The sequence below is a fragment of the Pseudomonas sp. B7(2017) genome (assembly GCF_002112745.1).
In the GTDB taxonomy this organism is placed as follows: Bacteria; Pseudomonadota; Gammaproteobacteria; order Pseudomonadales; family Pseudomonadaceae; genus Aquipseudomonas; species Aquipseudomonas ekonensis.
The window spans coordinates 427,446-439,710 of record NZ_NEIP01000002.1 but is presented as its reverse complement, the minus strand read 5'-3'; the positions used below and the strand labels follow the sequence as shown (position 1 = coordinate 439,710).

The 12,265-nt window shown below is 61.5% G+C and carries 11 protein-coding genes and 4 tRNA genes; 5 read left to right on the top strand and 10 right to left on the bottom strand.

The features are described from left to right. Positions 1-198: 198 nt before the first annotated feature. Complete coding sequence (locus CAG29_RS05485) at positions 199-1,584, top strand: lysozyme inhibitor LprI family protein (RefSeq protein WP_085694006.1); 1,386 nt, start codon at positions 199-201, stop codon at positions 1,582-1,584. 62 nt (positions 1,585-1,646) lie between these two features. Here CAG29_RS05485 and CAG29_RS05480 read toward each other — a convergent pair. After that, positions 1,647-1,723 (bottom strand) — tRNA-Arg (locus CAG29_RS05480). A 280-nt stretch (positions 1,724-2,003) separates the two neighbouring features. On the opposite strand from CAG29_RS05480, the gene CAG29_RS05475 reads away from it, so the two are divergent. Continuing rightward, on the top strand, positions 2,004-2,234 hold the full coding sequence (locus tag CAG29_RS05475; RefSeq protein ID WP_085629621.1) for a hypothetical protein: 231 nt from the start codon (positions 2,004-2,006) through the stop codon (positions 2,232-2,234). A gap of 19 nt (positions 2,235-2,253) precedes the next feature. Continuing rightward, positions 2,254-2,433 carry a PA3371 family protein gene (locus tag CAG29_RS05470; RefSeq protein WP_085578220.1) on the top strand — a complete coding sequence of 60 codons (180 nt, stop codon included), beginning with the start codon at positions 2,254-2,256 and terminating at the stop codon, positions 2,431-2,433. Here the strand turns inward: CAG29_RS05470 and phnN are convergent. Beyond that, a complete protein-coding gene (gene phnN, locus CAG29_RS05465; RefSeq protein ID WP_085578221.1) occupies positions 2,408-2,980 on the bottom strand; it encodes a phosphonate metabolism protein/1,5-bisphosphokinase (PRPP-forming) PhnN in 573 nt (190 codons plus the stop codon). The two genes, CAG29_RS05470 and phnN, sit on opposite strands and share 26 nt — an antisense overlap. 388 nt (positions 2,981-3,368) lie before the next feature. On the opposite strand from phnN, the gene CAG29_RS05455 reads away from it, so the two are divergent. Next, entirely contained in the window at positions 3,369-3,695 is a 327-nt protein-coding gene (locus tag CAG29_RS05455; RefSeq protein ID WP_003178899.1) for an Arc family DNA-binding protein, read from the top strand. A 117-nt stretch (positions 3,696-3,812) separates the two neighbouring features. Here the strand turns inward: CAG29_RS05455 and mgtE are convergent, their stop codons facing one another. Next, positions 3,813-5,255 carry a magnesium transporter gene (mgtE, locus tag CAG29_RS05450; protein WP_085578223.1) on the bottom strand — a complete coding sequence of 481 codons (1,443 nt, stop codon included), beginning with the start codon at positions 5,253-5,255 and terminating at the stop codon, positions 3,813-3,815. 321 nt (positions 5,256-5,576) lie between these two features. Between mgtE and CAG29_RS05445 the strand changes: the two genes are divergently transcribed. Further along, positions 5,577-6,095 carry a DUF4124 domain-containing protein gene (locus CAG29_RS05445; protein ID WP_085578224.1) on the top strand — a complete coding sequence of 173 codons (519 nt, stop codon included), beginning with the start codon at positions 5,577-5,579 and terminating at the stop codon, positions 6,093-6,095. Positions 6,096-6,114: 19 nt separating this feature from the next. Here CAG29_RS05445 and CAG29_RS05440 read toward each other — a convergent pair. From CAG29_RS05440 to ltaE, 7 genes are all read right to left on the bottom strand, one after another. Next, a tRNA-Arg gene (locus tag CAG29_RS05440) sits at positions 6,115-6,191 on the bottom strand. Positions 6,192-6,263: 72 nt separating this feature from the next. Next, positions 6,264-6,340 (bottom strand) — tRNA-Arg (locus CAG29_RS05435). A 107-nt stretch (positions 6,341-6,447) separates the two neighbouring features. Continuing rightward, positions 6,448-6,538 (bottom strand) — tRNA-Ser (locus tag CAG29_RS05430). A 62-nt stretch (positions 6,539-6,600) separates the two neighbouring features. Further along, positions 6,601-6,789: a carbon storage regulator CsrA gene (gene csrA / locus CAG29_RS05425; protein ID WP_010226667.1), complete on the bottom strand. Its 189-nt coding sequence runs from the start codon at positions 6,787-6,789 to the stop codon at positions 6,601-6,603. Positions 6,790-6,975: 186 nt separating this feature from the next. After that, positions 6,976-8,217: an aspartate kinase gene (locus CAG29_RS05420; RefSeq protein WP_085578225.1), complete on the bottom strand. Its 1,242-nt coding sequence runs from the start codon at positions 8,215-8,217 to the stop codon at positions 6,976-6,978. Positions 8,218-8,307: 90 nt separating this feature from the next. Beyond that, on the bottom strand, positions 8,308-10,932 hold the full coding sequence (gene alaS / locus CAG29_RS05415) for an alanine--tRNA ligase (RefSeq protein ID WP_085629617.1): 2,625 nt from the start codon (positions 10,930-10,932) through the stop codon (positions 8,308-8,310). A 146-nt stretch (positions 10,933-11,078) separates the two neighbouring features. Beyond that, positions 11,079-12,083 (bottom strand): low-specificity L-threonine aldolase, encoded by a 1,005-nt coding sequence (gene ltaE / locus CAG29_RS05410; RefSeq protein ID WP_085578227.1) that lies wholly within the window; start codon positions 12,081-12,083, stop codon positions 11,079-11,081. Positions 12,084-12,265: the final 182 nt, after the last annotated feature.

Genomic DNA, 12,265 nt, shown 5'->3' with positions numbered 1-12,265 from the left:
AGGACGGATCGAGGCTTTGCGCAGGCGCGCAGATGATAACGGCAGGCCAAATGCTATCAAGCGATTTCGCGCGATTCCGCCGTCACCCCAAGGGTTATCGGCCGGATCAACGGTTCTCTTGAAGCCGGGCTTCAAGATTCCTTGCGGCGGGATTACCCTTCGCGGCTGTTCTTTTCATCCAACCGCAAGGGATTGATCGTGTTCATCAAAGGAAGCTGTGTTGTATCGGCGTGTGCGTTGTTGTTCGCCCAGGCCGCTTGGGCGAGCGGCATGGATTGCGAGAAGGCGCAAAGTGTCGTGGAACACGCCATTTGCGCGGACAAGCCGCTGTATGGACTGGATGCGGAGATGGGCTCGACCTACCGCAAACTGATCAAAGCCGCCCCGCAGGCGCAGGCCGAACTGAAGTCGAGCCAGCGCCAATGGCTGAAGACCCGTGACGGGTGCGCCGACAACATCGCTTGCCTGCACCAGCAGTACCAGGATCGCTTGCAGACATTGAACGCGCAGTGGTTCGAGGCTATCGCCTACAAGCCCGACGACATCGACCGGGAGGTCATGGAGGATCTGCGCCAACGCGCTCTCAAGAAGATCGAGGACAACTCGGAGTTTGCGCTGGAACGGGCACTGGGCACGCTCGCGAGCAAAAGAGGCGAAAGCTCGTTCTCCGGCGATCCGAGCGAGGACGGCGCCTACGATCAAACGACCTTCCCCAAGGCCCGGCCCGAAGGGGTCTCGCCGGATGAATGGAAAGCCCTGAACGCCTCCGGCCTTGATGCGGATGCGGAGCAAGGCCGGGCCACTTACACCTTGATCGACCTGGACGGCGATGGCCAACGGGATCTGTTCGTCTCCACCTATTCCGGCGGAACCGGCCTGGTCAACATCTATGAAACGTTCCATCGCGACGGAGCGCGGTTCACACGACGAAAGGCCCCTTACGATCCTGAAGCGATCAATGACCGCTACTCGTTATCGACCAGTGATCGCGGCGCCAACCAATCGGTTGGCTGGATCGAATCTCACGGAAGGATGTACCTCACCTACTTCAACGGCTCCTACGGCACCGACCGGCTCTATCTGCTCAACCCGCTGAAAATCAACAGCCAGATCCCCACCGTGACGGTCCGTTACGAGTACCGACTGACCGTACCCGCCACCCAGTACGCCGAAGACAACAACGCCAGCTACACGCTGGAGCCGGGCCTGCAAACGGCGCTCACCGAAGCCTTGACCGAATCGAACGCCGGCAACCCCCAACAGCTCAAGCAGGGCACGGCCCCCCTCTGCCCCATTCCGGCCTCCGGGCAAGGCGACGATGACTACTACAGCTACGGTGCGGGCTACTACGCCATCGAATCGGTCACGGACATGGCGGTGACCATCGGCAACGAGTGCTTCATCGCCAGGCTGAACAACTGGTTCGGCAGCTACAGCGAAAAGGATGGATTGCCCGCATTGCTCACACTGCGCAAACCCGGGGTTGAGGGTCAGGAGCGGAGTTATTCGGTCAACGGCCGGCGCCGAGCTACCGAGGTCAGCGCCACGATCGGCAAGGCTGAAGAAGGGATCGGGCTCTTTTGAGGGCCGGCGGAACACCATGAAAAAGCCCCGCCAGATCGCTCTGCACGGGGCTTTCGAAAGGATGGTGTCCCAGGGCAGGTTCGAACTGCCAACCTTCCCCTTAGGAGGGGGATGCTCTATCCAATTGAGCTACTGGGACACGCGGTTGCCGTTGTGACGGACGGCGTGCATGTTAACGGCCATGCCCCTGTTTGTCATGTCATCCGTAGGGCTTTTTGAGCGTAGGCAGGCACCCTGCAATGTCGCGGGAGCTTTCGTCGTGCATTTTGCATCCCATTAAAAGGCCACCCTTGCGAAATGCACGTCAACCCCTGCGAAAGACCCTTTCAAATGCTTGTTTTTAAAGGACTTCACAGCGGTTAGACTATTGGCACGCCGGCTGCTTCGCTTGTTCCCAAAGAACAAACGGAGATCAGCCCATGAACAGCGCTCTCTTGCTCGCCAATGCGATCGCCCTCGCGGTTCTGGTGGGGTTTCATTTTGCGCCACGGGAAGACGCCTCGGTGGCCCAACGCCTGCCGCACTACCTGATGGTGCAGAAAGCGCCGCAATGGGCGGTGCTGAGCGACCGCCAAGTCTTCGCGCCGCAGGAGGTCAACGAGCCAGGGCACGCATTGCCGGCGCAATCGACCGAGCGCCTGGCGTTCTAACTTTTTTCAGGAGGACTGCATGTCCAGATCGGCCTTGGGATTGTTGATCCTCGCCCTGCTCAGCGGCATCGCTCACCTTTCGCTCTTCGAAGAGACGGAGATTTCCCTGCCGTTGATCGGCTGCGGCGCATTCGCCGTCCTGTTCGTGCTGGCGCTGGTGGCCGGCCGCAAGATCAAGTTCGACCCGGTGCTGCGCTGAGCTTCACCCACGCCAGCAAGCGGGCGACGGTGTCCGCCAAAGCCCCCGAATTGTCGAGCCGATGGATCGGCGCCTCGCCGACCGCATCGCCCGCCACGAACAACGCATTGCGCGCCAGCCGCGCATCGATCTGCGCCAGGGTTTCCCGCCCCCGCCTGAGCAAGCGCTCGCGCAGCACGTCATCCCGCACCGTCAACAGCACCGGCAACAGCGTCGGATAGCGCTCGAACGCCTCGGCCAAGTGTCCGCGCGAGCCGTTGACCAGCACATGCCGCCCGGACTGCAGCCATTGATCGATCTGCACCGGAATGCCGTAGCTAAGGCCGTTGGCCTGCCATGACAGCGCGAAATCGCCGGCGCTGCGGCGTCGCTCGAACTCCTGCGGCGTCACGCCGACCGCCTCTTCGCCCACCGACTCCGCCGACCGGGTGATCACCCGCCGCACCACTTCGCAGCCGAGCGCCCTGAGCGGTTCGCGCGCAGCGTCGATCAGGCTGTCCTTGCCCGAACCGGACGGCCCCATCAGGTAAATCAGCCTGCCGTCCATCCTGAAAATGCCCTCCGGCAACGGTTGCGCCCTAGAAAATCGGCCATTTGCCACTATCCTTTAAAAGGTAGGGAAGAAGGATCGAAGCCACATAGCATGCACGTTCTGGCGCCGTCGGGCACCCGTTCTCGTGCATCGGGATGCGGTCGGCGATGCGCACTGGGCGATCTTTTCAAACCAGTCCGCATTTCTGATAATTGGTGCTGGCATTACGCCTTTACCCAGATCAATATTTGTCACAGAATTGACGCCAAGGATCTGGCAATTTTGAGGCATGATGCGGGCCTCTTAACAATTCAGGTTGAACCATTTGGCGAGGGTGCTTGTCCTACCACTCATCCTGCGGCCAATTCCGAGAACCGCTCCCCTGAACTAACCGGTTAACTATATGCGCCCATTGAAACAGGCAATTTATTCCAGCCGCACGGCTGACAAGTTCGTCGTACGCCTGCCAGACGGAATGCGTGAACGCATCGCCGAGGTGGCTCGCAATCATCACCGCAGCATGAACTCAGAGATCATTGCCCGTCTTGAGCAGAGCCTCATTCAGGAAGGCGCACTGGGCGAAGAGTTGAGCATGCGCCTGGACAGCCCCGAGCTGTCGCTGCACGAACGCGAACTGCTGCAACGCTTCCGTCAGCTCTCCCACCGCCAGCAGAACGCCCTGGTGTCGCTGATCGCCCACGACGCCGAAATGGCCGCCGACGCGTCCTGAGCCGCACAGAACATCTCAAGCCAGCCTGCATGCTGGCTTTTTTTTGCCCGGCATTCGGCCAAGCGCTTTTTTGCAGGCAACAAAAAGCCCGCCGATGGGCGGGCTTTTCAGGTGCGGTCAGAGCAGGAAGATCGTCGCCAACCCCAGGAAGATGAAGAAACCGCCGCTGTCGGTCATCGCGGTGATCATCACGCTGGAGCCCATGGCCGGGTCACGCCCCATCTTCGCCAGCGTCATCGGGATCAGCACCCCCATCAACGCCGCCAGCAGCAGGTTCAGGGTCATGGCCGCCGTCATCACCACTCCGAGCGACCAGCTGTGGTACAGCAGGTAAGCGACCACACCGATCACGCCGCCCCAGATCAAACCGTTGATCAGGGCGACCGCCAGCTCCTTGCGCATCAGGCGCGAGGTGTTGCCGGTGCTGACCTGATCGAGCGCCATGGCCCGGACGATCATGGTGATGGTCTGGTTGCCTGAGTTGCCGCCGATGCCCGCCACGATCGGCATCAGCGCCGCGAGCGCCACCAACTTCTCGATCGAGCCTTCGAACAGGCCGATCACCCGCGAGGCGACGAACGCCGTGATCAGGTTGATCGCCAGCCAAGCCCAGCGGTTGCGCAAGGACTTCCAGACCGAAGCGAAGATGTCTTCCTCTTCGCGCAGACCCGCCATGTTGAGGACTTCGCTTTCGCTTTCCTCACGGATCAGGTCCACCATTTCGTCGATGGTCAGACGGCCGATCAGCTTGTCGTTCTTGTCCACCACCGGGGCAGAGACCAGGTCGTACCGTTCGAACGCCTGTGCTGCGTCGTAGGCGTCCTCGTCCGGGTGGAAACTCACCGGATCGCTGGCCATGACTTCGGCAACCTGCTTCTCAGGATCGTTGACCAGCAGACGCTTGATAGGCAGCACGCCCTTGAGCACGCCGTCGTAGTCGACCACGAACAGCTTGTCGGTATGGCCCGGCAGCTCCTTGAGACGACGCAGGTAACGCAGCACCACTTCCAGGCTGACATCCTCACGGATGGTCACCATCTCGAAGTCCATCAGCGCACCGACCTGCTCCTCGTCATAGGACAGGGCCGAACGCACACGCTCGCGCTGCTGGTTGTCGAGGGACTCCATCAGCTCGTGGACGACGTCCCGCGGCAACTCAGAGGCCAGGTCGGCGAGCTCGTCGGCGTCCAGCTCCTTGGCGGCGGCCAGGAGCTCGTGATCGTCCATGTCGGCGATCAGCGACTCACGGACGGAATCGGACACTTCAAGAAGGATGTCGCCGTCGCGGTCAGCCTTGACCAGTTGCCAGAGCGTCAGACGGTCGTCCAGCGGCAAGGCTTCGAGGATGTAGGCGACGTCGGCGGAGTGCAGGTCATCGAGCTTGCGCTGCAGCTCGACCAGGTTTTGCCGGTGAACCAGGTTCTCGACCCGGTCGTGATGAGCGCCTTCCTGGCGATGGGTCAGGTCTTCGACGACCTTCTGGCGCTGCAGCAGCTCAACGACCTGAGCCAGGCGATCCTGCAGGCTTTCCTGTGTTTTCTTTACTTCAACTTCAGACATAGGCGAACTCCACTCCCAGCAGCGGGGCACGCCGGAAGGATCAATCAGTCAATTCTTGATTGGTGAAACGGGCTACTGAACAACTACTGGGTAAGTCCATGGAGGTTTTCCATAAGCCCCGGCGGGGCTGACGGGCGCAATGATACACCGCTTGACGGTTTAAAACGTTAAAAAATCATGGCTGAAACAAGCGCTTGCGAGACAAAGCTCAGCGCCGCCCTGATCCATGGAACTGCGACGACTCATCCTGAAAAGAAAACACACCGGCAACGGAAAAAGCAGCGGCTACCCTTGGACATTGCCCGTCACGGAGGACGCCCGATGCCCTTGAAACCAACCCCGATCGTTTTGACCACCCTGCTCTGCCTGCCGCCCGCCGCCGGGGCGACCACCGTCCATCGCTGCGAGGCCGAAGACGGGCGCATCACCTTCACCACCTTGAGCTGCACAAATGGCGAACGCCTTTCACGACACGAAGTAAGCCCCTACGCACCGGGGTCGGTCGTACCCCTGCTGCCGGAAGCCCGTCATGAAGAAACCGCCGGCCACCCAGGCAAAAGGCGCGAGCCGGCCATCATCGGCCGCGCACAAGACCCCTGCGGCAACCTGATCGACGCCAGGCAGAGGCGTGAAGCGATCATCAACCGTAGAGTCATCACCGGCATGAACCCGCTGGATGTCGAGAGCGCCCTGGGCAAACCGGACAAGATCACCCAGCGCAACTCATCCATGACCTATCGCTACGACCTCAAACGGGGCCGCAGTGCGCAGGTGGATTTTGACGAGAAAGGATGCGTGACGGGAAAAGCCAAATCCCGGACAGCAAAAAGCCCGCGTTAAACGCGGGCTTTTTGGTGTATGGTGCACTCGACAGGATTCGAACCTGTGACCGCTCGGTTCGTAGCCGAGTACTCTATCCAGCTGAGCTACGAGTGCATTTTGTGTTTTTAGACCAGACCACAACTGGTTGAAGCCGAGTCGCCTATATCGCTATAAACAACTCTTAAATGGTGCACTCGACAGGATTCGAACCTGTGACCGCCCGGTTCGTAGCCGGGTACTCTATCCAGCTGAGCTACGAGTGCATTTGTTGCCGCGCATTATAGACCGTTGAATCTTTTTGTAAAGCACTTTTTCTAGTAATTTCAACAACTTACCGAAAAAGCCAGATTACAACGAACTACGAAAATAATGGCGGAGAACGGGGGATTCGAACCCCCGACACCCTTGTGAGGTGTACTCCCTTAGCAGGGGAGCGCCTTCGGCCACTCGGCCAGCTCTCCGCAACACGGGGCGTATATTAACCAGCTTCTTCCCCGTTTGCAAACATAAAAATCGATAAAAATTAATGGGTTGGTTCTTCGTCCTTCTCTTTCTTGATACGCAGGTAAATTTCCTCACGGTGCACGGCCACCTCTTTGGGGGCGTTGACGCCGATGCGCACTTGATTTCCTTTGACGCCGAGCACGGTCACGGTGATTTCGCCATCACCGATAATCAGGCTTTCTGCGCACCGACGAGTCAGAATCAGCATACCTTTCTCCTCACGCATTTCAGTTCAGGGACAACAGTCTGCAAAAAAAAGGCACCCGACCTACAACCGGAGCGATCGTAGCCCTACATGCCTGAGTATTGACCAGCGCAAGCAAAAGAACAGTTTCCCGTCTGCGCCATTCAAAAAATAAAGGGCGCGGTCAGACCGCGCCCTTCAGGTGACGCGTCACTCGCCCTGGCGGGCTGGAGCGTCCAGTTCGAAAGCCGTGTGCAGGGCGCGCACGGCCAGTTCCAGGTACTTCTCTTCGATCACCACGGACACCTTGATTTCCGAGGTCGAGATCATCTGGATGTTGATGCTTTCCTTGGCCAGGGATTCGAACATGCGGCTGGCAACGCCTGCGTGGGAACGCATGCCGACGCCGACGATCGAGACCTTGGCGATCTTGGTGTCGCCGACGACCTCACGGGCACCGATCTCGCGGGCGGTGTTTTCCAGCACAGTCTGCGCGGACTGGTAGTCGTTGCGGTGCACGGTGAAGGTGAAGTCGGTGGTGTTATCGTGCGCGACGTTCTGCACGATCATGTCGACTTCGATGTTCGCGGCACTGATCGGGCCGAGAATCTTGAACGCCACGCCCGGGGTGTCTGGCACGCCACGGATGGTCAGCTTGGCTTCATCGCGGTTGAAGGCGATGCCGGAAATGATCGGCTGTTCCATGGTTTCCTCTTCATCAATGGTAATGAGGGTGCCCGGACCCTCCTTGAAGCTGTGCAGTACGCGCAGCGGGACGTTGTACTTGCCGGCGAACTCCACCGCACGGATCTGCAGCACCTTGGAGCCGAGGCTGGCCATTTCCAGCATCTCCTCGAAGGTGATCTTGTCCAGGCGCTGAGCCACGGACACCACACGCGGGTCAGTGGTGTAGACACCGTCGACGTCAGTGTAGATCTGGCATTCGTCAGCCTTGAGCGCGGCGGCCAGCGCCACGCCGGTGGTGTCGGAACCGCCACGGCCCAGGGTGGTGATGTTGCCGTGTTCGTCGACGCCCTGGAAACCGGCGACGACGACGACGCGGCCGGCCTTCAGGTCGCCGCGGATCTTCTGGTCGTCGATCTGCAGGATGCGCGCCTTGTTGTGCGCGCTGTCCGTCAGGATCCGCACCTGGTTGCCGGTGTACGACACCGCCGGCACACCGCGCTTGATCAGCGCCATGGCCAACAGGGCGATCGTGACCTGCTCACCGGTGGAGACGATCACGTCCAGTTCACGGGGAACCGGCTGGTCGTCGCCACTGATTTGCTTGGCCAGATCGATCAGACGGTTGGTTTCGCCGCTCATTGCAGACAGCACAACCACCAGGTCATCGCCGGCATCGCGGAATTTCTTAACCTTGTCGGCGACCTGCTCGATTCTCTCGACGCTGCCGACCGAGGTGCCTCCAAATTTCTGTACGATCAAAGCCATTTCAAAGCCGCCTCTGCCCATGAAGGGCGCCCAATAATCACTCGAACGGCCATCGGGCCCGCCACTAGACTGCGGGCCCGGCGGCGCGTCTTATAAACCCTGCTCGACGAACGGAACGGTCAGCGCCAATGCGCTGTCCAGTGCGCCGGCGTCTGTACCGCCGCCCTGCGCCATGTCCGGGCGACCGCCGCCCTTCCCGCCCACTGCCGCAGCAGCCTGTTTCATCAAATCACCGGCTTTGAGTTGGCCAGTCAGGTCCTTGGTCACGCCAGCGACCAGTACGACCTTTTCCTCATGGACACTGCCGAGCAGGATCACTGCGCGGCCGAGTTTGTTCTTCAGCTGATCGACCAGCGCCAGCAGCGCCTTGCCGTCCTGACCGTCCAGACGCGCAGCCAGCACCTTCACGCCCTTGACGTCCGCAGCCTGGGCCGACAGATCGTCGCCGGCGGCGCTGGCGGCCTTGGCCTGCAGCTGCTCGAGCTGCTTCTCCAGCAGGCGGTTGCGCTCCAGCACAGCCGACAGCTTGTCGATCAGGTTGTCGCGGCTGCCCTTGACCAGGCTGGCCGCTTCCTTGAGTTGCTCTTCGGCCGCGTTCAGGTAGGCCAGCGCCGCAGCGCCGGTCACCGCTTCGATGCGGCGCACGCCGGAGGCCACACCGCCTTCGCTGATGATCTTCAGCAGGCCGATGTCGCCGGTGCGGTTGGCATGGATGCCGCCGCACAGCTCAACGGAGAAGTCGCCGCCCATGCTCAGCACGCGCACGCTGTCGCCGTACTTCTCGCCGAACAGCGCCATTGCGCCTTTCTTCTTGGCGGTGTCGATGTCGGTCTCTTCGGTCTCGACCGCCGAGTTCTTGCGGATCTCGGCGTTGACGATGTCTTCCAGCGCCTTGAGCTGTTCAGGCTTGATCGCCTCGAAGTGGCTGAAGTCGAAACGCAGGCGCTGACTGTCCACCAGCGAGCCCTTCTGCTGGACGTGGTCGCCCAGCACCTTGCGCAATGCCGCGTGCAGCAGGTGGGTGGCCGAGTGGTTCAGCGAGGTGGCGTGGCGCACGTCGGCTTCGACGTGGGTCTCCACCGGTGCGCCGACGATCAGGCTGCCCGAGGCCAGCACGCCGTGGTGCAGGAACGCGCCGCCGGTCTTGGTGGTGTCGCGCACGTCGAAACGGCTGTTGCCGGCCTGAATGTAGCCGCAGTCGCCGACCTGGCCGCCGGACTCCGCATAGAACGGGGTCTGGTTCAGCACGATCACGCCTTCCTGCCCTTCACTCAAGACGTCCACGGACTGGCCGTCTTTATAGAGCGCGACGACTTTCGCCGAACCGCTGGTGGCGTGGTAGCCGGTGAATTCGGTGTCGACGTCGACCTTGACCAGGCTGTTGTAGTCCAGGCCGAACGAGCTGGCGGAACGGGCGCGCTCACGCTGGGCTTCCATTTCGCGCTCGAAGCCGGCTTCGTCGATGGTCAGGCTGCGCTCGCGGGCGATGTCCGCGGTCAGGTCCATCGGGAACCCGTAGGTGTCGTAGAGCTTGAACACCACGTCGCCCGGCACGACTTCGCCCTTGAGCTCGGACAGGTCCTGCTCGAGGATCTTCAGGCCCTGCTCCAGGGTCTTGGCGAACTGCTCTTCCTCGGCCTTGAGCACGCGCTCGATGTGCGCCTGCTGGGACTTGAGTTCAGGGAAGGCTTCGCCCATCTCGGCCACCAGCGCGGCGACGATCTGGTAGAAAAAGCTGCCCTTGGCGCCCAGCTTGTTGCCGTGGCGGCAGGCGCGACGGATGATCCGGCGCAGCACGTAGCCGCGGCCTTCGTTGGAAGGCAGCACGCCGTCGGCGACCAGGAAGCCGCAGGAACGGATGTGGTCGGCCACCACTTTCAGCGAAGCCTGGCCGTCGTTGGTGCAGCCGATGGCCTTGGCCGAAGCGGTCAGCAGGCTCTGGAACAGGTCGATCTCGTAGTTCGAGTGCACGTGCTGCAGCACGGCGCTGATCCGCTCAAGGCCCATGCCGGTGTCCACCGACGGTGCCGGCAGCGGATGCAGCACGCCGTCGGCGGTGCGGTTGAACTGCATGAACACGTTGTTCCAGATCTCGATGTAGCGGTCACCGTCCTCTTCCGGCGAGCCCGGCGGGCCGCCCCAGATGTCGGCGCCGTGGTCGTAGAAGATCTCGGTGCACGGACCGCACGGGCCGGTGTCGCCCATGGTCCAGAAGTTGTCGGAGGCGTACGGCGCGCCCTTGTTGTCGCCGATGCGCACCATGCGCTCGGCCGGCACGCCGACTTCCTTGGTCCAGATATCGTAGGCTTCGTCGTCGGTGGCGTAGACGGTCACCCACAGCTTTTCCTTCGGCAGGTTCAGCCACTTGTCGGACGTCAGGAACGTCCAGGCGAAGGTGATGGCGTCGCGCTTGAAGTAGTCGCCGAAGCTGAAGTTGCCCAGCATTTCGAAGAAGGTGTGGTGACGGGCGGTGTAACCGACGTTTTCCAGGTCGTTGTGCTTGCCGCCGGCGCGCACGCATTTCTGGCTGCTGACGGCGCGGGTGTACGCGCGCTTTTCCTGGCCCAGGAAGCAGTCCTTGAACTGGTTCATGCCTGCGTTGGTGAACAGCAGGGTTGGGTCATTGCCCGGAATCAAAGAGCTGGAGGCTACACGGGTGTGGCCTTGCTCTTCGAAGAAGCGAAGGAAGGCTTCACGGATTTCTGCGCTTTTCATTAGGTTCTTCCACGGAGGCTGCGGCCAAAGGCCTGTGCAAAACGTCGACAGACGAAGCAACGGCAAAGGGCCGCATTATATCGGCCCTGCGCGCGGGGTACAGCGTGTTTATACGATAGAAGCAGTCAATTGGGCCGCCAACGCTGTCACTTGCGCGAAAACGCGACGAATGCCTCGACCACCTGCCCGATTTGCGAGCGATTGACGTCCATGTGCGTGACCATCCGCAGCCGGGCGGCGGCGCTCAGCCGGATCCCGCGCTCCGCCGCAAACGCCTTCAGGGCGTGGGCACGGTCGCCCATCTGCACGTAGACCATGTTGGTCTGCACCGGCTCGACGCTGAACCCTGCATTGCGCAGCCCTTCGGCCAGCAACTCGGCGTTGGCGTGGTCGTCCGCCAGGCGCTCGACGTTATGCTCCAGCGCGTACAGCCCCGCCGCCGCCAGCAGACCGGCCTGGCGCATGCCGCCGCCGACCATCTTGCGCAACCGGCGGGCCTTGCCGATCAGCTCGGCCGAGCCGCACAGCACCGAGCCGACCGGAGCGCCGAGGCCCTTGGACAGGCACACCGAGACCGAATCGAAATGCCGGGTGATCTGCCGGGCATCGACGCCCAGCTTGACCGCCGCGTTGTACAGGCGCGCGCCGTCCAGGTGCAGGGCCAGGCCGTGCTCCTGGGTGAAGCTTCGGGCCCGGGCCAGGTATTCCAGCGGCAGCACCTTGCCTTGCATGGTGTTTTCCAGGGCCAGCAGACGCGTGCGGGCGAAATGGAAGTCATCGGGCTTGATCGCGGCGGCCACCTGGTCCAGATCCAGCGAACCGTCGGCCTGCACCTCCAGCGGCTGCGGCTGGATCGAGCCGAGCACCGCCGCACCGCCGCCTTCGTACTTGTAGGTGTGCGCCTGCTGGCCGACGATGTATTCGTCGCCCCGCCCGCAATGGGCCATCAAGCCCAGCAGGTTGCTCATGGTGCCGGTCGGCACGAACAGCGCGGCGGCAAACCCCAGCCGTTCTGCCAATTCGGCTTCCAGACGGTTGACCGTCGGATCCTCGCCATACACATCGTCACCGGTGGCCGCGCGGGCCATCGCTTCAAGCATTGCGGGAGACGGTTGGGTGACGGTGTCGCTGCGAAGATCGATAACGCTCATGAACCTGGCCTCAAGTCAGCAGGGGAAATCCCTTTTCGTTTTGGAATTACTGCGGGCATGGCGCGGATTAATCAACCCTTGGGCAAGGAAAAGTCGCCGCGTGAAGCGAAAAATTCGATGGCAATCATCACAAAGGCGCAATGCATCGCCAAAGGAACTGTGTTAAAAACGCTGCGCCGCCG